The organism is Terrabacter sp. MAHUQ-38, from assembly GCF_014518425.1.
Lineage (GTDB): Bacteria > Actinomycetota > Actinomycetes > Actinomycetales > Dermatophilaceae > Terrabacter.
In genome coordinates, this window is record NZ_JACVCU010000004.1 from 634,949 (window position 1) to 655,141 (window position 20,193).

The following is a 20,193-nucleotide window of genomic DNA, read 5'->3' on the forward strand; positions in this document are numbered from 1 at the left end:
ACGAGCACCGTGGCCGTCCTCGTCGTCTCGTCAGGCCTTGAGCAGGTCGCGCGCCTTGTCGGCCGGCAGCAGGTCGTGGCGCAACGGCTCGCGCACGAACGAGCCCGTGCCGTGCGAGACCGAGCGCAGGTCGATGGAGTAGCGGGAGAGCTCGGACTGCGGCACCTCGGCGTGCACGACCGTCCAGCCGCCCTCCGGTCCCATCTCATCGGCCGGTTCGGTGCCGAGCACCTGGCCGCGGCGTCCGCGCAGGTCCGACATGACGGCCCCGAGGTACTCGTCCGCGATGGTGATGTCGACGCGGTCGATCGGCTCGAGTAACGCCATCGTCGACTCGTTGGCGGCCTCCTTGAGGGCGAGCGCCGCAGCCGTCTGGAACGCGACGTCGGACGAGTCGACCGAGTGCGCCTTGCCGTCGGTGAGCGTCACACGCACGTCGACCACGGGGTGGCCGGTCAGCAGCCCCTTCTCGAGCTGGAGCCGGGCACCCTTCTCGACCGACGGGATGAACTGGCGTGGCACCGCGCCGCCGACGACCTTGTCGACGAACTCGAAGCCGGAGCCTCGGGGGAGCGGCTCGATCTCGATCGAGCACACGGCGTACTGGCCGTGACCGCCCGACTGCTTGACGTGCCGGCCCTGCACGGAGCACTTGCGCACGAACGTCTCGCGCAGCGCTGTGCGGTACGGCTCGGCCGTCACGGAGACGCCGTAACGCTCGGCCAGCCTGCCGATGAGGTCGTCGACATGGGCCTGCCCCATCGTCCAGAGCACGACCTGGTCGGTCTCGGCCGAGTGCTCCATCCGCATCGTCACGTCCTCGGCGACGAGCCGCTGAAGCGCGCCGGCGAGCTTGTCCTCGTCGGACTTCGTGGCGGCCCGGATGGCGACCGGCAGCTGCGGTTCGGGCAGCAGCCACGGCGCGACGACCGCGGGGCGTTCGGCCGACGAGAGGGTGTCCGAGGTCTCGGCGCGCGTGAGCTTCGAGACGAGCACGATGTCGCCGGCGATGGCGGTGCCGCGCGGACGGTGGGTCTCGACGAAGGGTGACGCGAGGGGGCCCACGCGCTCGTCGTCGTCGTGAGCCGGGTGCCCGGCGACCTCGTGGCCGACGAAGTCGCCGAGGTGACCTGAAACGTGCACGGTCTCGTCCACGCGGAGCGTGCCGGAGAAGACGCGCACGAGGGACAGCCGACCGACGTACGGGTCGGTGGTCGTGCGCACCACCTCGGCCACGAGCGGCTGCGACGGGTCGCACGCGACGTCGTTGATCGTCCCGCCCACCGGGCTCGTCACGGCCGGCAGCGGGTGCACGGTCGGGTCGGGGAAGGCCCGCTCGATCATCCCGAGCAGCTCCTCGACCCCAGCACCGGTGGGCGGCGACACAGGGATGATCGGGAAGAACGTCCCGAGGGCGATCGCAGCCCTCAGGTCGGTGAGCAGCGACTCCGTGTCGACGGTCTCGCCCTCCAGGTAGCGGTCGAGCAGGGTCGCGTCCTCGGACTCCTCGATGACCGACTCGATGAGCGCGGTCCGCGCGTCCTCGTGCTCCTGCGACGTGCCTCCCGTGAGCAAGCCGATGACACCGGTGACCGAACCGTTCTCGATGACCGGCCAGTGAGTGGCACGCGCGTCGCCGAAGGTCCGGCGGCACGTCTCCACCGTGGCCGCGAAGTCGGCACGCGGCTGGTCCAGGTGCGTCACGACGACGGCTCGCGGCATGCCGATTGCCGCGCACTCACGCCAGAGCAGCGACACCGGCCGGTCGATGTCGTCGGCGCCCGACACCACGAAGACAGCGGCATCGGCGGCCCGGAGCCCGGCGCGCAGGTCGCCGACGAAGTCGGGGTAACCGGGGGTGTCGAGCAGGTTGAGGGCGACGGCACCGGACTCGATGGAGGCTGCGGTCACCGTCGTGGTGCGGACGTGGTCGCCGCTGCTCGGCCGCTGACCGGGCACGCGCGCGGCGAGGAGTGCCTCGAACAGTGCGGTCTTGCCGGCCCCGCCGGGTCCGACCAGCACGACGTTGCGGATGTCCTGCGGCGAGGCGGGGTTGGGGGCCGCAGGAAGGTCTGATCTGCCGGGCATCTTTGCCATGACCCCACCTTTCTCCTCCCACGCCGTCGATCACAAGAGGACGACCCGTATGCCGCCCGCAGCACCACACGCGGCCGTCGGTGCTGCGGTGGACCTACGGGAAACCGGGTGCCCGCTGTGGGTGCGGGATGACAGGGTGGACGAATGGATGTGAGGCAGTACCAGCACGTGCTGGCGGTTCGTGACACGCGCAACGCCCTCGCGCTCGGCTTCCTCATCCGCGTGCCCATGTTCGCCGGCACGGTCGTGCTCACCCTGCACGTCGTCTCGGCCCTCGGCCGCAGCTACGGTCAGGCGGGGCTCGTCACCGCAGCCGCGACCGTGGCCATCGCGATCTCGGGTCCCTGGCGCGGGCGGATGCTCGACCGGCTGGGGCTGCGCCGCACGGTCGCACCGTCACTGGTCATCCAGCTCGTCTGCTGGTCGATCGCCCCGTGGGTCGACTACGCACCGCTCATGGCGCTCGCCGCCCTCGCCGGCCTCTTCGTCGTGCCGACCTTCTCCATCCTGCGCCAGGTCATCATCAGGTCCGTCCCCGAGCAGCAGCGCCGCACGGCCCTGTCGCTCGACTCCGCCGGGACCGAGCTGTCCTTCATGGCCGGACCGGCCCTCGGTGTCTGGCTGGCGACGACGTGGGACACCGGCCTTGCGCTCTTCACCGTCGAGATGGCCGCCGTGGTGGCCGGCTGCGTGCTGTGGCTCGCCAACCCGGCGATCAAGGGTGTGCCCGACGCCGTGGCCGAGCCGGCGGCCGGCGCATCAGCGCAGAAGGCCGGCCCCGACCCGGCACCCGTCCCCGGGGCGTGGCGCGGGTTCATCACGCTTCCCGTCGCCGCGGTCTACCTCGCCGCAGCCTGCTCGACGCTCGTGCTGAGCGGCACCGATGTCGCCATCGTCGCCGCGCTGCGCTCGTTCGGCGCGACCGAGTCGATCGGCTGGATTCTCGCCCTCTGGGGCGCCGGCTCGCTCGTCGGCGGGCTCGTCTACGGAGCCTGGCACCGTTCGTTCCCGGTCTTCTGGCTGCTCGGTGGTCTCGCCGCCACGACGGCGCCGGTCGCCCTCGCGGTCGGCGTCCCGAGCTTCGCCGTGCTGATCACGCTGTCCGGCTTCCTGTGTGCACCGACCATCACCGCCACCGTCGAGCAGCTCAGCCGGGTCGTGCCGGAGCGGTTCCGCGGGGAGATGATGGGCTGGCACGGCTCCGCCATGACCGCCGGCTCGGCCGTCGGTGCGCCGGTGGCCGGCTTCGCGATGGACCAGGGTGGCTGGCAGCTCGGCTTCCTCGTCGTCTCGGCCCTCGGCGTCCTCGTCGCGACGGGCGGCACCCTGGCCGGCGCCCAGCGCCGCCGTGCACCTACCGCACCCACCGAGCCCACCGAGCCCACCGATCTCACCGATCCCACCGAGCCCGAGACACCGTCACCGGCGTCGCCGGGCCGGACGGCGCCCGGCGCCGATTCGGACCACGGGATACCGGCTGCTAGCATGGAGCACTGACCAGTCCTTCTCAGGTCACCGCTCCGGCAGCGACACGAGATGGACGTGCAAGAGAAGCTCGCTTCCACCCGCGTCGACCACCAGGTTGCCGGGTCCAAGGTCGCACGGCTCGATGTCTCCTCCGGGAGGCCTGCTGACTGTGCCGTCTGTCGCTGAGGTCCTCACGACATACGCAAACCTGGGCTCCTCGTGCACTCACGGGGAGCCCTTTCTCATGATGGTCGCCAGCACCATCACGAGAGCATGACCCGCAGGTCACCCCATTCATCGAACTTAGGAGCACCACATCAGCGAGCCTCGCATCAACGAGCGCATCCGGGTCCCGGAAGTGCGCTTGGTTGGCCCCAACGGCGAGCAGGTCGGCATCGTCCGCGTCGAGGACGCGCTTCGTCTGGCAGAGGAGGCGAATCTCGACCTCGTCGAGGTGGCGCCCATGGCCAAGCCGCCGGTCGCCAAGCTCATGGACTTCGGCAAGTTCAAGTACGAAGCCGCCATGAAGGCACGGGAAGCGCGCAAGAACCAGGTCAACACGGTCATCAAGGAGATCAAGCTCCGCCCGAAGATCGACCCGCACGACTACGGCACCAAGAAGGGCCACGTCGAGCGGTTCCTCAAGGCCGGCGACAAGGTCAAGGTGACGATCATGTTCCGAGGTCGCGAGCAGTCGCGTCCGGAGCTCGGTCGCCGTCTGCTCGAGCGTCTCGCCGAGGACATCGCCGAGCTCGGCTTCGTCGAGTCGGCGCCGAAGCAGGACGGCCGCAACATGATCATGGTGATCGGCCCGACGAAGAAGAAGGCCGAGGCCAAGGCCGAGCAGCGGCGCGTGCGCGAGCAGCGCCCGGCGACCGGCGAGGAGCCGGCAGCCGACCCGCAGACCGAGCCGCAGACCGACGGGGCCACCGCCGGCGCTGAGTGACCGGCGCCCGGTGACCCCAGCCGGAGGCGAGAGCCCCGGCACGACAGACCACGTACGTCCACTGACGCACGCAACACGAAGGAGATCGGCCCCCATGCCGAAGATGAAGACGCACAGCGGTGCGAAGAAGCGTTTCCGCCTCACGGGCACCGGCAAGGTCATGCGTGAGCAGGCCGGCGGTCGCCACCTGCTCGAGCACAAGTCCAGCAAGAAGATGCGTTCCATCGCGAACGACGTCGAGCTCGCCAAGCCGGACGCCAAGAAGGCCAAGAAGCTCCTCGGCAAGTGAGCCGGGACCCCCACCAATCAGCATCTCGCTGAGCAGCCGGGTCTCCGGTAAGCCAGCAGCACGTAGCACTGCGTCAAGCAGAGAAGGAGTATTCACGTGGCACGCGTGAAGCGGGCGGTCAACGCCCAGAAGAAGCGTCGCGTCGTTCTCGAGCGCGCCAGCGGTTACCGCGGTCAGCGATCGCGTCTGTACCGCAAGGCCAAGGAGCAGGTCACCCACTCGCTGGGTTACGCCTACCGTGACCGCCGCGCCAAGAAGGGTGACTTCCGTCGCCTCTGGATCCAGCGCATCAACGCCGCGGCCCGCGCCAACGGCATGACCTACAACCGGTTCATGCAGGGCCTCAAGGCCGCCGGTGTCGAGGTCGACCGCAAGATCCTCGCGGACCTCGCCGTCAACGACGCCCCGGCCTTCACGGCCCTCGTCGAGCTCTCCCGCGCCAACGTGCCCGCCCAGGCGGACGCCAAGGCCGGCGACGCCGCCTGAGCGAGCGTCGCTCCGCCGACAGCCGCAGCGCACCTCGAGCGCCGGGACGCCCCGTGCTGACCAACGCCCGATCCGATCGGGTCAAGGCAGTGCGGGCGCTGTCCCGGCGCTCGGTGCGTTCGCGCACCGGTGAGTTCCTCGCCGAGGGCCCGCAAGCGGTCCGCGAGGCCGTGGCCTTCCGGCCCGACCTCGTGCGTGACGTCTACGTCACGGCGGACGCGCAGGCCAGGCACGCCCTCATCGTCGAGGCAGCTCGCGCCGCTGACCTCTGGGTGCACGAGGTGAGCCCTGAGGTGCTCGCGGCGATGTGCGACACGGAGTCCCCGCAGGGGATCGCCGCGGTCTGCAGGATGCTCGACGTCCCGCTCGAGCAGGTCCTCTCCGACCTGCCGCGTGACGCACTCGTGTGCGTCCTGACGAACGTCCGCGACCCCGGCAACGCCGGCACCGTGATCCGTGGCGCCGACGCCGCGGGTGCAGACGCCGTCATCGTCAGCGATGCGAGCGTCGACGTCTACAACAGCAAGGTGGTCCGGTCGACGGTCGGCTCCCTCTGGCACCTGCCGCTGTCGGTGGGCTCCACCGTCCCCGCGATCCTCGATGCCCTCCGCGTCCGGGGCGTCAGGCTGCTCGCCGCCGACGGGGCCGGGACGACCCTGCTCCACGACGCCGACCTGACCGGCGCCCATGCGTGGGTGATGGGCAACGAGGCCTGGGGCCTGCCCCAGCAGGTGCGCGACGCGTGCGACGACGTCGTCCGTGTTCCGATCCACGGCCACGCGGAGTCGCTCAACCTCGCGATGGCGGCGACGATCTGCCTCTACGCGTCCGCCGAGGCGCGCCGCACAGGTCGCTGACCATCCCCTGACCGCGTGACCGTGGCTATCCTCGGGCCATGACCTCCGTCGACGGGACCGGTGATCACCTGCCCGCCTCGGCGGCCGCGATGGCGCCGGTCTCGATGATGGGCGAGCTGCTGCCCGACGGCCTGGTCGTCGTCGGCGGCGACCGCCGGATCCGTTTCGTCAACGCCGAGGCGCTGCGCATCCTCGAGTGCGACACGTCCGACCTCGTCGACCGCCCATTGCACGAGGGCCTCCCGCTCACAGACAAGTACGGGCGGGACTGGTGGACGCACACGGACCCGTGGAACGGGCTGGCGACCCGGTGGGGCCACCGCGAGAAGCTGCTCGTGGCCCCGAAGGGGCACGACGTCCTGGTCACCGCGCGCTACGTGCGCCCCGGCCCAGGAGCCAGGGTCGAGCGGGTCATGCTCGGGCTGCGCGACGCGGAGGCGCGCCAGCGGGCCGAGCGCGACCAGGCCACCGTGCTGTCGACGGTCGCGCACGAGCTGCGGGCCCCGCTGACGTCCGTCACCGGCTTCACGAGCAGCCTGCTGCGCCGGTGGGACCGCTTCAGCGACGAGCAGAAGCGGCTCATGATCGAGACGATCGAGGCCGACGCGACGCGCCTCACCCGGCTCATCACCGAGCTGCTCGACATCTCGCGCCTCGACTCCGACAGCCTCAACCTCCGGAGAGGGCCGGTCGACCTGCACGCGCTCCTCAAGACCCACGTCGTGCGCTACGAGCTCGGCCGTTCCACCGGCACCGTGCAGCTACGGCTCGGGGAGGACGCGACCGGCCTCGGCCTACCGGAGATGTGGGCCGACACCGACCGCCTCGAGCAGATCTTCTTCAACCTCATCGAGAACGGCCTGCTCCACGGCGACGGCAGGGTGACCGTGACGCTGGACCGGGGTGGGCAGATGGGGGACGCACCCGAGTCGGTGGTCGTCGAGGTCGACGACGAGGGTGACGGCATACCCCCTGCCGACCGGGAGAAGGTCTTCGGTCGGTTCTGGCACGGCCCGTCCAACGCGAGCACAGGCCTGGGGCTCTACGTCGTGCGAGGGCTCGTCGAGGCACACGGCGGCACGGTCGGCGTCACCGACAACGAGGCCGGCGGGGCCCGGTTCGTCGTGCAGCTGCCGGCGGGGCTACCCGACGTCGTCGGGAGCTGACTGCCGTGGGCGCCGCGTAAACGCGCTCGACGGCGCCCCTAGACTGGGCTGCACGCACCCGCCCCTCGTCGTGGGCGGGTCGTCGCGCGGGACCCGCCCGGCTCCGAGGCACTCCCCGCACGTCCAGCACTGACCCAGCCCCGTGAACCCGAGCGAGAGCAGCGAACGCACGCCGATGTCCGGACCCAACACGAACTACGACCCGGTCGAGGTCTCCGCGCTCGACCCGGCCAACGTCGACGCCGCCGTGCAGGAGGCGCTCACCGCCATCGCGGGCGCAGGCTCGCTCGACGACCTCAAGGCCGTCCGCATCGCCCACCAGGGGGAGAAGAGCCCGCTGGCCCTGGCCAACCGTGAGATCGGTGCACTGCCGCCGAGCGCCAAGGCCGAGGCGGGCAAGCGCGTCGGCCAGGCCCGTGGCCGCGTCGGCCAGGCCATCGCGGCCCGCCAGGCCGAGCTCGAGGCCGAGCGTGACGAGCGGATCCTCGTCGAGGAGCGCGTCGACGTCACCCTCCCCGCCGTCCGTCGAGCGGCCGGGGCGCGACACCCGATCGAGCTCGTCTCGCAGCGGCTCGCCGACGCGTTCGTGGGGATGGGCTGGGAGGTCGCGGAGGGCCCCGAGCTCGAGAGCGAGTGGCTCAACTTCGACGCCCTCAACCTCGGTCCCGACCACCCGGCCCGCCAGATGCAGGACACCTTCTTCCTCGACCCGGTCGACTCGGGGCTGGTACTGCGCACGCAGACCTCGCCCGTGCAGATCCGCACCATGCTCGAGAAGGAGCCGCCGATCTACGTCGTGGCGCCGGGCAAGGTCTTCCGCACCGACGACCTCGACGCGACCCACACGCCGGTCTTCCACCAGATCGAGTGCCTCGCCATCGACAAGGGACTGACGATGGCCCACCTGCGCGGCGCGCTCGACGCGTTCGTGCGGATCATGTTCGGTGAGGAGACCCGCACCCGTGTGCGTGCCTCGTACTTCCCGTTCACCGAGCCGTCGATGGAAACCGACTTCGTCTGCTTCGCCTGCCACGGTACGGGCCACGACGAGAGTGGCGCGCAGTGCCGCAGCTGTGGCGGCTCCGGCTGGATCGAGCTCGGCGGCTCAGGAATGGTCAACCGCAAGGTGCTGCGCGCCTGCGGGATCGACCCCGACGTCTACTCCGGCTTCGCCTTCGGGCTGGGCATCGAAAGGGCGCTCATGCTGCGTCACGGTGTGCAGGGCATGCACGAGATGGTCGAGGGCGACATCCGCTTCTCGCAGCAGTTCGGGATGGAGGTCTGACATGCGGATGCCGCTGCGCTGGCTCGCGGAGTACACCGACCTCGCCCCGGGCACGTCGGGCGCCGATGTCGCCGCCGCCCTCGTCTCGGTCGGCATCGAGGAGGAGGACCTCCACGGTGGCGACATCACCGGCCCGCTCGTCGTCGGACGGGTCCTCGAGCTCGAGGAGCAGGTCCAGAAGAACGGCAAGCCGATCCGTTACTGCGTCGTCGACGTGGGCGAGAACGGCCAGATGCTGACGGAGGGCAAGCACCAGGAGATCGTCTGCGGGGCCCAGAACTTCGAGGTCGGCGACCTCGTCGTCGTCGTGCTGCCCGGCGCCACGCTGCCCGGCGGTTTCCAGATCAGCGCGCGCAAGACGTACGGCCGCGTCTCCAACGGGATGATCTGCGCCGAGGACGAGATCGGCCTCGGCCACGACCACGACGGCATCATCGTCCTCACGCGCCTGCTGGGCGAGGAGGCGAGCGCCGACCTCAAGCCCGGCGACGACGCGATCGCGCTGCTCGGGCTCGGCGAGGAGACCATCGAGGCCAACGTCACGCCCGACCGCGGCTACTGCTTCTCCGTGCGCGGCCTCGCCCGCGAGTACTGGCACTCGCAGGGCAGCCCCGAGGGTGGGTTCCGCGACCCCGCCCTCGTCGAGACACCAGCATCCAACGACCTGGGCTACACCGTGCGTGTCGAGGACGACTCGCCCATCGACGGCGTGGCCGGCTGCGACCGCTACGTCGCCAGGATCATCCGGGGCATCGACCCCACCCGGCCGAGCCCTGCCTGGATGCAGCAGCGCCTGACCCAGATGGGCATGCGGCCGATCTCGCTGGCCGTCGACGTGACCAACTACGTCATGCTCGCCGTCGGGCAACCGCTCCACGCGTTCGACGTCGACAAGCTGTCCGGCTCGATCGTCGTGCGCCGCGCCCGTCCCGGCGAGACGCTGACGACCCTCGACGACGTCGAGCGGACCCTCTCGCCCGAGGACCTGCTCATCACCGACGGCGGCGAGCACCTGCTCGCCATCGCGGGTGTCATGGGGGGCGCGTCCTCCGAGGTCGACGCCTCGACGACCTCGGTGCTCGTGGAGGCTGCGCACTTCGACTCGACGTCGATCGCGCGCACGTCGCGCCGGCACAAGCTCGTCACCGAGGCGTCCAAGCGCTTTGAGCGTGGCGTCGACCCGGCCCTCGCCGCGACGGCGGCCCAGCTCGCCGTCGACCTCCTCGTCGAGCACGGTGGAGGCACCGTCGACGACGGCGTCACCGACCTCGACCGCACGACGGAACCCCCGGCATACCTCCTCGACGTCACGGAGCCGAGCCGCATCGTCGGGCTCGACTACAGCCGCGAGCGCGTCGTGAAGATCCTGCGCGACCTCGGCTGCACCGTCGACGAGTCCGGCCAGGGCACCGACGAGACGCACGTGCTCGTCACACCGCCGTCCTGGCGACCCGACCTGGTCAATGACTCGCCGGGCCCCGACTACGCCGAGGAGGTGGCCCGGATCGACGGCTACAACAACATCCCCTCGGTCACCCCGACCCCCGTCGAGGGGCAGGGCCTGACGCACGGCCAGAAGACCCGGCGTGTCGTCGCCGACGCCCTCGCCGGCGCGGGCTTCACCGAGGTGCTGACCTACCCGTTCGTCGCCGAGTCGCTCGCCGACGAGCTGATGCTGCCGGCCGACGACGACCGCCGCCACGCCGTGCGCGTCGCCAACCCGCTGAGCGAGGAGCGGCCGCTGCTGCGCACGTCAGTCATCGCGAGCCTCGTCGACGCCCTGCGCCGCAACGTGTCGCGAGGGCACAAGGACGTCGCGCTCTTCGAGCTCGGCCTCGTCTTCCGTCCGGGCGGCCCGCTCGGCAGGGCGCCGATCCCGAGCGTGCTGCAGCGGCCCGACGCCGACACGCTCGAGCAGCTGTATGCCGCCGTCCCCGACCAGCCGCGCCGCGCCGGCCTGCTCGCCACCGGACTCGTCGAGCGCGCAGGGTGGTGGGGCCCGGGCCGTGCGGCCGACTGGAGCGACGCAGTCGCCGCGGTCCGGACGGTCGCGACTGCACTCGCGGTCGACGTCGTCGTCGCCAACGACCCCGGTCACGCGCCGTGGCACCCGGGACGCTGCGCGCGTCTCACGCTGCCGGACGGCACGCTCGTCGGCCACGCTGGCGAGCTGCACCCCAAGGTCCTCGCCGCGCTCGACCTGCCGCCGCGCACGGTCGCAGCGGAGTTCGACGTCGACGTGCTCGTCTCGGCGAGCGCCGAGCCCGTCCAGGCACGGCCGTTCTCGACGTTCCCTCCGGCCCTGACCGACATCGCCCTGCTCGTGCGCTCCGACGTGGCCGCCGCCGATGTCGAGGCGGCGCTGTGTGCGGGGGCGGGGGAGGCGCTCGAGTCGGTCGTCCTCTTCGACGTCTACGAGGGCGAGCGGGTCGAGGCCGGGCACCGGTCCCTGGCCTACCGCCTCACCTTCCGGGCCGCCGACCGCACGTTGACGACCGAGGAGGTCAACGGGTTCCGTGACGCGGCCGTGGCGGCCGCGGCCACGGCGACGGGGGCTGTCCAGCGCTGACGCCAGCCGACACCGATGCAGGAGTATGCACGTTCGTGTATAGTCATGCATTGTGATCAGGGCAGCAGTTGCGGGGGCGAGTGGCTACGCCGGAGGAGAGATCCTCCGGCTGCTGCTCGCTCACCCGCACTTCGAGGTCGGGGCCGTGACGGCGGCCAGCAGCGCGGGCGAGCGGCTGGGGGCGGTCCACCCGCACCTCGTGCCCCTCGCCGAACGGGTGCTCGCGGAGACGACCCTCGAGACCCTGTCGGGTCACGACGTCGTCTTCCTCGCGCTGCCGCACGGCCACTCGGCCGCCATCGCGGCAAAGCTGCCAGACTCCGTCGTCGTCATCGACTGCGGGGCTGACTTCCGGCTCGAGTCCGAGCAGGCCTGGACGAGCTTCTACGACACGGCGTATGCCGGGTCGTGGCCCTACGGCCTCCCCGAGCTGCCCGGGCCGGCCGGGACGGTGCAGCGGGCACGGCTCGCGGGAGCCACCCGCATCGCGGTGCCCGGCTGCTACCCGACGGGTATCTCGCTCGCACTCGCTCCCGGCTTTGCGGCCGGCCTGCTCGAGCCCGACGACGTCGTCGTCGTCGCCGCGTCCGGCACGTCCGGTGCCGGCAAGTCGCTCAAGCCGCACCTGCTCGGCAGCGAGGTCATGGGCGCCATGTCGCCGTACGGCGTCGGCGGGGTCCACCGGCACACCCCGGAGATCGAGCAGAACCTGTCAGGAGCCGCGGGCGAGCCCGTGAGCGTCTCCTTCACGCCCACGCTCGCGCCGATGCCGCGGGGGATCCTCGCGACGTGCACCGCGCGGCTGCGTCCCGGCGTCGACCCGGGCGCCGTGCGCGAGGCCTGGGCGCGGGCGTACGCCATCGAGCCGTTCGTCCACCTGCTGCCGGAGGGCGTGTGGCCGACGACCGCGGCCGTCGTGGGCAGCAACCACGTCCAGCTCCAGGTCGCCGTCGACGAGCGGCTGCGGCGCGTCGTCGTCGTCTCGGCGATCGACAACCTCACCAAGGGCACCGCCGGCGCCGCCGTGCAGTGCGCCAACATCGCCCTGGGTCTCGACGAGACCGTCGGCCTACCGATCGCAGGAGTGGCCCCGTGAGCAGCAGCCCCGCACACGTCGACCTGCCCCTGGGCTTCCGTGCGGCCGGGGTCAAGGCCGGCCTCAAGGCGAGCGGCGCCCCCGACCTCGCCCTCGTCGTCAACGACGGCCCCGACCACCACGCTGCCGCGGTCTTCACGAGCAACCGTGTCGAGGCAGCGCCGGTCACGTGGTCGCGCCAGGTCGTGACCGACGGGCGCGTCGACGCCGTCGTGCTCAACTCCGGCGGCGCCAACGCGTGCACCGGCGCCCAGGGATTCCTCGACACCCACCGCACCGCCGAGCACGCGGCTGAGGTGCTCGGGGTCTCGGCAGGTGACGTCGTCGTCTGCTCGACCGGCCTGATCGGCGAGCTGTTGCCGATGGACAAGATCACCTCGGGTGTCGAGGCGGCCGCCGCGGCGCTCTCGCCCGACGGCCACCAGGAGGCTGCGGTCGCCATCAAGACGACCGACACGGTGCACAAGGTCGCCCGTCACGCAGGCGAGGGCTGGTCCGTCTCCGGCATGGCCAAGGGTGCGGGCATGCTCGCCCCAGCCCTCGCGACGATGCTCGTCGTCCTCACGACCGACGCGTCCGTCGAGCAGGATGACCTCGACGCCGCCCTGCGCGCCGCGACCGCCGTGTCGTTCGACCGGATCGACTCCGACGCCTGCATGTCGACCAACGACACCGTGGTGGTCCTGGCGTCGGGGGCCTCCGGTGTGACGGTCGGGCGGGACAGCCTGACCGACGCGCTGACGGCCGTCTGCTCGGACCTCGCCCGCCAGCTCATCGGCGACGCGGAGGGGGCCGCCCACGACATCGCCATCGAGGTGACGGGCGCCGCGTCCGTCGACGACGCCCTCGAGGTGGCGCGGGCGGTGGCCCGCAACAACCTCTTCAAGTGCGCGGTCTTCGGCAACGACCCCAACTGGGGCCGCGTCCTCGCCGCGGTCGGCACCACGCGCGCGGCGTTCGACCCCACGACGCTCGACGTCTCGATGAACGGCGTGCAGGTCTGCCGGGCAGGCGGCGTCGGTGAGGACCGCGGTCTTGTCGACCTCACCCCACGCGAGGTGCATGTCCTCGTCGACCTCCACGCCGGCCGCGAGACGGCCACGGTCTGGACCAACGACCTCACCCACGACTACGTCCACGAGAACTCGGCCTACAGCTCATGACGACGACCCACGAGCCCATCGGCAGCGCGTCACACCGCAACCTCCGCGGAGTCATCGACGCCGCCTCCCTCCGGGTCGCGGCAGGCAAGGCCGCGACGCTCGTCGAGGCGCTCCCGTGGCTCGAGCGCTTCCGCGGCGCCCTCGTCGTCGTGAAGTACGGCGGCAACGCGATGGTCGACGACGAGCTCAAGGCGGCCTTCGCCCAGGACATCGCCTTCCTCCGGTATGCAGGCCTGCGCCCCGTCGTGGTCCACGGCGGTGGCCCGCAGATCAAGGCGATGCTCGAGCGTGTCGGCCTCGAGAGCGAGTTCAAGGGGGGCCTGCGCGTCACGACGCCCGAGGTCATGGACGTCGTCCGGATGGTCCTGACCGGGCAGGTCGGCCGCGAGCTCGTCGGGCTGCTCAACCAGCACGGGCCCATCGCGGTCGGGCTCTCCGGCGAGGACGCCGCCCTGCTGGGCGCCCGCCGCCGTGGCACCTTGGTCGACGGCGAGGAGGTCGACCTCGGGCTCGTCGGCGACGTCGAGAGCGTCAACCCGTCGGCCATCATCGACATCCTCGATGCCGGCCGGGTCCCGGTCGTCTCAACGGTGGCGCCCGACCTCGACGTCGACGGCCAGGTGCTCAACGTCAACGCCGACACCGCCGCCGCCGCGATCGCCGTGGCCCTCCGTGCCGAGAAGCTCGTCGTGCTCACCGACGTCGAGGGCATCTACGCCGACTGGCCCGACCGCGGGTCGCTGCTGTCGGCGATCGAGGTCACCGACGCGCGCGAGCTGCTGTCCCGCGTCGACCACGGCATGGTGCCCAAGCTCGAGGCGTGCATCCGCGCCGTCGAGGGCGGCGTGCCCCAGACGCACGTCGTCGACGGGCGCAAGGCGCACTCGATCCTGCTCGAGATCTTCACCGACGAGGGCATCGGCACGATGGTGCTGCCCGACGTCCCCGGACCCGGGGCGTCGGAGCCCCGGCCGGCCGAACCCACCCCCGAGGAGTCCTCATGACGACGGGCAGCGACCTGCTCGGCCGCTACGCCGGCGCGATGGTCCAGGTCTTCGGCACGCCCCAGCTCGTCCTCGCCTCGGGCGACGGCTGCTGGGTCACCGACGTCGACGGCAAGCGCTACCTCGACCTGCTCTCGGGCATCGCCGTCAACGCGCTCGGCCACGGACACCCCGCTCTCGTGCAGGCAGTCGCCAAGCAGGCCGAGTCGGCCATCCACGTCTCCAACTTCTTCACGTCCGAGCCGGCGATCGCGCTCGCCGAGCGCCTGCTCGCCGTGAGCGCCGCCCCCGGGGGGTCGGGCGTCTTCTTCGCCAACTCCGGCACCGAGGCGACCGAGGCTGCGATCAAGCTGTCGCGGCGCACGGGGCGCACACGGATCATCGCGCTCGAGGGCTCGTTCCACGGGCGGTCCACAGGTGCCCTCGCGCTGACCCACAAGGCCGCCTACCGCGAGCCTTTCGAGCCGCTCATCCCCGAGGTCGTCTTCGTGCCCCCGAACGACGCGGGCGCGCTGCGCGACGCCGTCGACGACGCGACGGCGGCCCTCTTCCTCGAGCCGCTCCAGGGCGAGGCCGGAGTGCGCGAGCTGTCCACCGAGTACCTGCGTCTCGCTCGCGAGCTGACGACGGGGTGCGGCGCGCTCCTCGTCGTCGACGAGATCCAGACCGGCATCGGCCGCACCGGCGACTGGTTCGCGCACCAGGCGTCCGGGATCGTCCCCGACGCGATGACGCTCGCCAAGGGCCTGGGCGGCGGGGTGCCGATCGGCGCGCTCGTGACGTTCGGACCCGAGGTCACCGCGCTGCTGACCGCCGGTCAGCACGGCACGACCTTCGGCGGCAACCCGCTGGCCTGCGCGGCCGGTCTGGCCGTGCTCGAGACGATCGAACGCGACGGGCTGCTCGAGCACGTCCGGCAGGTCGGTGCGCTGCTCGACCACCTCGACGTGGAGGGCGTCGCGGGCACGCGCGGGCGCGGCCTGCTCCGGGCGGTCGAGCTGGACGGCATACCCTCCGCGGCCGTCATGGCGGCTGCCCGCGAGGCCGGTTTCATCGTCAACGCCGTCACCCCGACGGCGCTGCGACTCGCGCCGCCGCTGGTCCTCTCCGAGGAGGAGCTGCGCGGGTTCCTCGACGCGCTGCCCGCGATCCTCGCGGTGGCACGAGAGCGCGCGGCGGAGTGATCGTCATGAGCCGCACGCAACGCCAGCGCCGCATCGTCGAGCTCCTCGGCGTGCATGCCGTGCACAGCCAGGGCGAGCTCTCCGACCTGCTCGTCGCCGAGGGCACCGAGGTCACGCAGGCGACCCTGTCGCGTGACCTGGTCGAGCTCGGCGCCGTCAAGGTGCGTCGCGGCCGGGCACTCGTGTACGCCGTGCCGGGCGAGGGCGGGGAGGTGGCAGCGGTCGGCTCCCTCGGGGACTCCGCCTCGGCGCGGCTGCGCCGCACCTGCGAGGAGCTGCTCGTGTCGGCCACGGCAGCCGCCAACCTCGTCGTGCTGCGCACCCCGCCCGGCGCGGCCAACTACCTCGCCTCGGCGATCGACCTCACTCGCGACCCCGAGGTCGTCGGCACGATCGCCGGCGACGACACGATCATGATCGTGACGGCGAGCGCGACGCACGCGGTTGCCGTCGCCGAGCGGCTCCAGGCGCTCGCCGGCAACCGTGACTGACCCCACCCCACCAGGAGGAGAACCACCGATGACGACCGACGCCACCACCGGCACGAGCGGCACCACCCCCGACGGTGGCCCCGACGGTGGCCCCGGCGGTGGCCCCGGCGGTGGCCCCGACGGCGGCCCTGAAGGTGGCCCGGAGGCCCGCGTGAGTCTCTGGGGGAGCCGGTTCACCGGCGGACCCCACCAGGCGCTCGCAGCGCTGTCGAAGAGCACCCACTTCGACTGGCGCCTCGCGCCGCACGACATTGGCGGTTCCCGTGCGCACGCCCGCGTCCTGCACGCCGCGGGCCTGCTCTCCGACGCGCACCTCGCCGGCATGCTCGACGGACTCGACCGGCTCGAGGCCGACGTCCTGTCCGGGGACTTCGCGCCGGCGCAGGACGACGAGGACGTCCACACGGCGCTCGAGCGGGGGTTGATCGAGCGGGTCGGACCGGACCTCGGAGGACGCCTGCGCGCGGGACGGTCGCGCAACGACCAGGTGACCACGCTCTTCCGGATGTACCTGCGCGAGCACGCCCGGATCGTCGGCGGGCTCGTCCTCGACGTCGTGGACGCGCTCGTGGCGCAGGCCGACCGTCACCTCGGCGTCGCGATGCCGGGCCGCACCCACCTGCAGCACGCCCAGCCGGTCCTCCTCTCGCACCACCTGCTCGCGCGCGCCTGGGCGCTGCTGCGCGACGTCGACCGGCTACGTGACTGGGACACGCGCACGAACGCCTCGCCCTACGGTTCGGGCGCCCTGGCCGGCTCCTCGCTCGGCCTCGACCCCGAGGCCGTCGCGCGCGACCTGGGCTTCGCCCGGGCCGTCGAGAACTCGATCGACGGCACGGCGTCGCGGGACTTCGCCGCCGAGTTCTCGTTCGTCGCGGCGATGACGGCCGTCGACATCTCGGGCATCGCCGAGGAGGTCGTGCTCTGGGCCACGAAGGAGTTCTCCTTCGTCACGCTCCACGACGCGTACTCGACCGGGTCGAGCATCATGCCGCAGAAGAAGAACCCCGACGTCGCCGAGCTCGCCCGCGGCAAGGCCGGCCGGCTGGTCGGCGACCTGGCCGGGCTGCTGACGACGCTCAAGGCCCTCCCGCTCGCGTACAACCGCGACCTGCAGGAGGACAAGGAGCCGGTCTTCGACGCCGTCGACACCCTCGAGGTGCTCCTGCCGGCGTTCTCCGGGATGGTCGAGACCCTGACGTTCCACACCGACCGGCTCGAGTCGCTGGCGCCGCAGGGCTTCGCCCTCGCGACCGACATCGCCGAGTGGCTCGTGCGGGAGGGCGTCGCGTTCCGCGTCGCCCACGAGGTCGCCGGGGCCTGTGTCCGGGAGTGCGAGTCGCGCGGCATCGAGCTGTGGGACCTCTCCGACGAGGACTTCGCGCGGTTCAGCGAGCACCTGACGCCGCAGGTTCGCTCGGTGCTCTCGGTGCCCGGGTCGCTCGCGTCGCGTGACGCCGTCGGGGGCACCGCGCCCGTCCGCGTCACCGAGCAGCTCGCTGCGGCCCGCGAGCGTCTCGCCGAGGCCCGGCGCTGGGCCGCCGCCGTCTGACCTTCGGGCTAGCCTGTCGCCGGTGAGCCTCGAGGACCAGCGACTGCCCCGCGACTTCTTCGCGCGCCCGTCTCTCGAGGTGGCGCCCGAGCTGCTCGGGCGCCACCTGTCGTTCGGCGGGGTGACGCTGCGCCTGACCGAGCTGGAGGCGTATGCCGGCGAGCTCGACCCCGGGTCGCACGCCTTCCGTGGGGTGACCCCGAGGACCGCCCCGATGTTCGGGCCACCGGGGTTCACCTACGTCTACTTCACCTATGGGCACCACTGGTGCGTCAACCTCGTGGTCGGCGAGGTGGGGTCGGCATCCGCGGTTCTCGTCCGGGCGGGTGAGGTCCTGGAGGGCGAGGACCTCGTCCGCGCACGGCGCGGCCCGGTGCGCGAGCGCGACTGGGCCAGGGGGCCGGGGCGTCTCGGCCAGGCGCTCGCGATGTCGAAGGCGCACACGGGGCTCGACTTCTGCCGGCCGCTCGTCGGCGACCCCATCGACCTCGTCGTGTCCGCGGGCGACCCGGTCGCGCCGGAGCAGGTGGTCGTCGGTCCCCGGGTCGGGGTCAGCGGTCCCGGGGGCGACGCGGCCGCCTACCCCTGGCGCTTCTCGGTCGCGGGCGACCCGACGGTCTCCGCGTACCGGCCCGGCGTCGTGCGGCGGCGTCGCTGACGCCCGCCATGCGGGACCACGCGGTACTCGGTGGCCCGGCCGCGGCGGCATACGGCAGGCTGTGTGCCGGTGGGCAGGGAGCCCGCCGTGGAGAGAGGACACCGATACCCGTGACGGACATCTTCGACGAGCTGCAGTGGCGCGGCCTGGTGGCACAGTCCACCGACGAGGCGGCGCTGCGCGAAGCACTCGCGGAGGGACCCCTCACGCTGTATTGCGGCTTCGACCCCACGGCGCCCTCGCTGCACTTCGGCAACCTCGTCCAGCTCGTCGTGCTGCGCCACTTCCAGCGCGCCGGCCACAAGGTCATCTGCCTCGTCGGTGGCTCCACCGGCCTGATCGGAGACCCGAAGCCGACGTCGGAGCGGCTGCTCAAGACGAAGGAACAGACCGCCGACTGGGTGGCTCGGATCAAGGAGCTCGTGCGGCCGTTCCTCTCCTTCGAGGGGGACGACGCAGCGATCCTCGTCGACAACCTCGAATGGACCGCTCCGCTGTCCGCGCTCGACTTCCTGCGCGACGTCGGCAAGCACTTCCGGGTCAACCAGATGATCAAGAAGGACGCGATCGCGACGCGGCTCGAGAGCAACGAGGGCATCTCGTACACCGAGTTCAGCTACCAGCTGCTCCAAGGGCTCGACTACCTGCACCTGTACCGGGAGTTCGGCTGCACGTTGCAGACCGGCGGCAGCGACCAATGGGGCAACCTCACCGCCGGCGTGGACCTCATCCACCGGGTCGAGGGGAAGGCGGTGCACCTGCTGACGACCCCGTTGCTCACCGATGCGGCCGGCAACAAGTTCGGCAAGTCCGAGGGCAACGCGGTGTGGCTGAGTGCCGACATGACCAGCCCCTACGCCTTCTACCAGTACTTCCTCAACATCGAGGACGCCTCCGTGGTCTCCCTGCTCAAGGTCTTCACCGACCGGGGGCCCGACGAGGTCGCGGAGCTGGAGCGGCAGGTGAAGGAGGAGCCGTTCCGCCGGGCGGCACAGCGGACGCTCGCCGCCGACATCACCACGCTGGTGCACGGCGCCGAGGCGACCGCGGCCGTACAGGCTGCGTCCGAGGCGCTCTTCGGCAAGGGCGACCTGGCCGGCCTCGACGCGCGCACGCTCGGTGACGCGACGGCCGAGCTGCCCGGAGCCGGCGTGGCGGTGGGAACCTCCGTCGTGGACGCGCTCGTGGCCGTGGGGCTCGTCGACTCGCGCAACGGCGCCCGGCGGGCGATCGGGGAGGGAGGTGCGTCGCTGAACAACGCCAAGGTCACGGACCCGGAGCTCGTGCTCGGTGAGGGCGACTTCCTGCACGGGTCGGTGGCGGTACTCAAAAGGGGCCGACGCAATCTCGCCGCCGCACGTCGCGTCTGAGGCCGGTTCGTTCCCTTGCGCCCACCCGGGCGCAAGGAGCAGCCGGACGCACCCAGAAGCAGCGCAGAAGCAGCGCAGAAGCACCGGCGGAGGGGCGGATCCCGTTGATACACCACGGGATTCGCCCCTTTCGCCACTCTGGGGAGGGCGGATTTGTGTTTCTCGGCGGGAGCGGGTTAATGTTCTCTTCGTCAGCCCGACAGGGAGGAACGGACGCCACGGCGGAGCGAGTGATCGCGACGCGAAGTAGGCCGGTCCCGGGGTTGACGAAGGTCCGAAGCAGTCCGGTTGATCGGGTAGGCTTCGGAGAGCAGGAACCGCTGACACCAAGCGGGTCGGCTCGGACGCCCTGAAGGGCGGATCGCGAGTTTGACTCCCAAGCTTGAGGCGGGTAAGTTTGAAGGGTTGCCCCGGAGGCCTCCTCGGTGAGGTGGTTGATGGTGTGTGTCCGATTCTTGAGAACTCAACAGCGTGTCAAAAATCGATGCCAATTACCTCGTCTCGGGGCCTGGC

At 71.6% G+C, this 20,193-nt stretch carries 17 protein-coding genes; 16 read left to right on the forward strand and 1 reads right to left on the reverse strand.

The window, feature by feature from the left end; genetic code table 11:
• Positions 1 to 30: 30 nt before the first annotated feature.
• A complete protein-coding gene (locus H9I49_RS17970; RefSeq protein WP_188031730.1) occupies positions 31 to 2,097 on the reverse strand; it encodes an elongation factor G-like protein EF-G2 in 2,067 nt (688 codons plus the stop codon).
• Between the two features lie 144 nt (positions 2,098 to 2,241).
• Between H9I49_RS17970 and H9I49_RS17975 the strand changes: the two genes are divergently transcribed.
• The 16 genes from H9I49_RS17975 to tyrS all read left to right on the forward strand — a co-directional run bounded on the left by H9I49_RS17975 (position 2,242) and on the right by tyrS (position 19,680).
• The gene (locus H9I49_RS17975) at positions 2,242 to 3,594 is read left to right on the forward strand and encodes an MFS transporter (protein ID WP_188031731.1); all 1,353 of its coding nucleotides are present in this window, start codon (positions 2,242 to 2,244) and stop codon (positions 3,592 to 3,594) included.
• Between the two features lie 286 nt (positions 3,595 to 3,880).
• Positions 3,881 to 4,510, forward strand: a complete 630-nt coding sequence (gene infC, locus H9I49_RS17980) for a translation initiation factor IF-3 (protein ID WP_188031797.1) — start codon at positions 3,881 to 3,883, stop codon at positions 4,508 to 4,510.
• Between the two features lie 94 nt (positions 4,511 to 4,604).
• Positions 4,605 to 4,799 (forward strand): 50S ribosomal protein L35, encoded by a 195-nt coding sequence (gene rpmI, locus H9I49_RS17985; protein ID WP_020144695.1) that lies wholly within the window; start codon positions 4,605 to 4,607, stop codon positions 4,797 to 4,799.
• Between the two features lie 96 nt (positions 4,800 to 4,895).
• Positions 4,896 to 5,285, forward strand: coding sequence for a 50S ribosomal protein L20 (rplT, locus tag H9I49_RS17990; RefSeq protein WP_188031732.1), 390 nt, complete (start codon positions 4,896 to 4,898; stop codon positions 5,283 to 5,285).
• Between the two features lie 53 nt (positions 5,286 to 5,338).
• Positions 5,339 to 6,142: an RNA methyltransferase gene (locus tag H9I49_RS17995; protein ID WP_188031733.1), complete on the forward strand. Its 804-nt coding sequence runs from the start codon at positions 5,339 to 5,341 to the stop codon at positions 6,140 to 6,142.
• A 38-nt stretch (positions 6,143 to 6,180) separates the two neighbouring features.
• Positions 6,181 to 7,308, forward strand: coding sequence for an ATP-binding protein (locus H9I49_RS18000; protein ID WP_188031734.1), 1,128 nt, complete (start codon positions 6,181 to 6,183; stop codon positions 7,306 to 7,308).
• A 175-nt stretch (positions 7,309 to 7,483) separates the two neighbouring features.
• Positions 7,484 to 8,593: a phenylalanine--tRNA ligase subunit alpha gene (pheS, locus tag H9I49_RS18005; RefSeq protein WP_188031798.1), complete on the forward strand. Its 1,110-nt coding sequence runs from the start codon at positions 7,484 to 7,486 to the stop codon at positions 8,591 to 8,593.
• Position 8,594: 1 nt separating this feature from the next.
• Complete coding sequence (pheT, locus tag H9I49_RS18010; protein ID WP_188031735.1) at positions 8,595 to 11,162, forward strand: phenylalanine--tRNA ligase subunit beta; 2,568 nt, start codon at positions 8,595 to 8,597, stop codon at positions 11,160 to 11,162.
• Positions 11,163 to 11,214: 52 nt separating this feature from the next.
• Positions 11,215 to 12,258 carry an N-acetyl-gamma-glutamyl-phosphate reductase gene (gene argC, locus H9I49_RS18015; RefSeq protein WP_370587634.1) on the forward strand — a complete coding sequence of 348 codons (1,044 nt, stop codon included), beginning with the start codon at positions 11,215 to 11,217 and terminating at the stop codon, positions 12,256 to 12,258.
• Entirely contained in the window at positions 12,255 to 13,421 is a 1,167-nt protein-coding gene (gene argJ, locus H9I49_RS18020; RefSeq protein ID WP_370587635.1) for a bifunctional glutamate N-acetyltransferase/amino-acid acetyltransferase ArgJ, read from the forward strand. Before argC ends, argJ begins: the two co-directional genes overlap by 4 nt.
• Entirely contained in the window at positions 13,418 to 14,425 is a 1,008-nt protein-coding gene (argB, locus tag H9I49_RS18025; RefSeq protein ID WP_188031736.1) for an acetylglutamate kinase, read from the forward strand. The genes argJ and argB overlap by 4 nt, the downstream gene beginning before the upstream one ends.
• Positions 14,422 to 15,609 carry an acetylornithine transaminase gene (locus H9I49_RS18030; RefSeq protein WP_188031737.1) on the forward strand — a complete coding sequence of 396 codons (1,188 nt, stop codon included), beginning with the start codon at positions 14,422 to 14,424 and terminating at the stop codon, positions 15,607 to 15,609. Before argB ends, H9I49_RS18030 begins: the two co-directional genes overlap by 4 nt.
• Before the next feature lie 5 nt (positions 15,610 to 15,614).
• Positions 15,615 to 16,100 (forward strand): arginine repressor, encoded by a 486-nt coding sequence (gene argR, locus H9I49_RS18035; RefSeq protein ID WP_188031738.1) that lies wholly within the window; start codon positions 15,615 to 15,617, stop codon positions 16,098 to 16,100.
• A gap of 28 nt (positions 16,101 to 16,128) precedes the next feature.
• A complete protein-coding gene (gene argH / locus H9I49_RS18040; protein WP_223128830.1) occupies positions 16,129 to 17,652 on the forward strand; it encodes an argininosuccinate lyase in 1,524 nt (507 codons plus the stop codon).
• A gap of 22 nt (positions 17,653 to 17,674) precedes the next feature.
• Positions 17,675 to 18,310, forward strand: coding sequence for a DNA-3-methyladenine glycosylase (locus H9I49_RS18045; protein ID WP_370587636.1), 636 nt, complete (start codon positions 17,675 to 17,677; stop codon positions 18,308 to 18,310).
• A gap of 110 nt (positions 18,311 to 18,420) precedes the next feature.
• Complete coding sequence (tyrS, locus tag H9I49_RS18050) at positions 18,421 to 19,680, forward strand: tyrosine--tRNA ligase (RefSeq protein ID WP_188031739.1); 1,260 nt, start codon at positions 18,421 to 18,423, stop codon at positions 19,678 to 19,680.
• Positions 19,681 to 20,193 lie beyond the last annotated feature (513 nt).

What these genes read in the sequence shown, in the direction of transcription:
- H9I49_RS18030 (WP_188031737.1), top strand. Translation starts at nt 14,422, where the DNA reads ATGACGACGGGCAGCGACCTGCTCGGCCGCTACGCCGGCGCGATGGTC.
- argB (WP_188031736.1), top strand. Translation starts at nt 13,418, where the DNA reads ATGACGACGACCCACGAGCCCATCGGCAGCGCGTCACACCGCAACCTC.
- H9I49_RS17970 (WP_188031730.1), bottom strand. Translation starts at nt 2,097, where the DNA reads ATGGCAAAGATGCCCGGCAGATCAGACCTTCCTGCGGCCCCCAACCCC.
- rpmI (WP_020144695.1), top strand. Translation starts at nt 4,605, where the DNA reads ATGCCGAAGATGAAGACGCACAGCGGTGCGAAGAAGCGTTTCCGCCTC.
- pheT (WP_188031735.1), top strand. Translation starts at nt 8,595, where the DNA reads ATGCGGATGCCGCTGCGCTGGCTCGCGGAGTACACCGACCTCGCCCCG.
- pheS (WP_188031798.1), top strand. Translation starts at nt 7,484, where the DNA reads ATGTCCGGACCCAACACGAACTACGACCCGGTCGAGGTCTCCGCGCTC.
- argR (WP_188031738.1), top strand. Translation starts at nt 15,615, where the DNA reads ATGAGCCGCACGCAACGCCAGCGCCGCATCGTCGAGCTCCTCGGCGTG.
- argH (WP_223128830.1), top strand. Translation starts at nt 16,129, where the DNA reads ATGACGACCGACGCCACCACCGGCACGAGCGGCACCACCCCCGACGGT.
- H9I49_RS17975 (WP_188031731.1), top strand. Translation starts at nt 2,242, where the DNA reads ATGGATGTGAGGCAGTACCAGCACGTGCTGGCGGTTCGTGACACGCGC.
- H9I49_RS18000 (WP_188031734.1), top strand. Translation starts at nt 6,181, where the DNA reads ATGACCTCCGTCGACGGGACCGGTGATCACCTGCCCGCCTCGGCGGCC.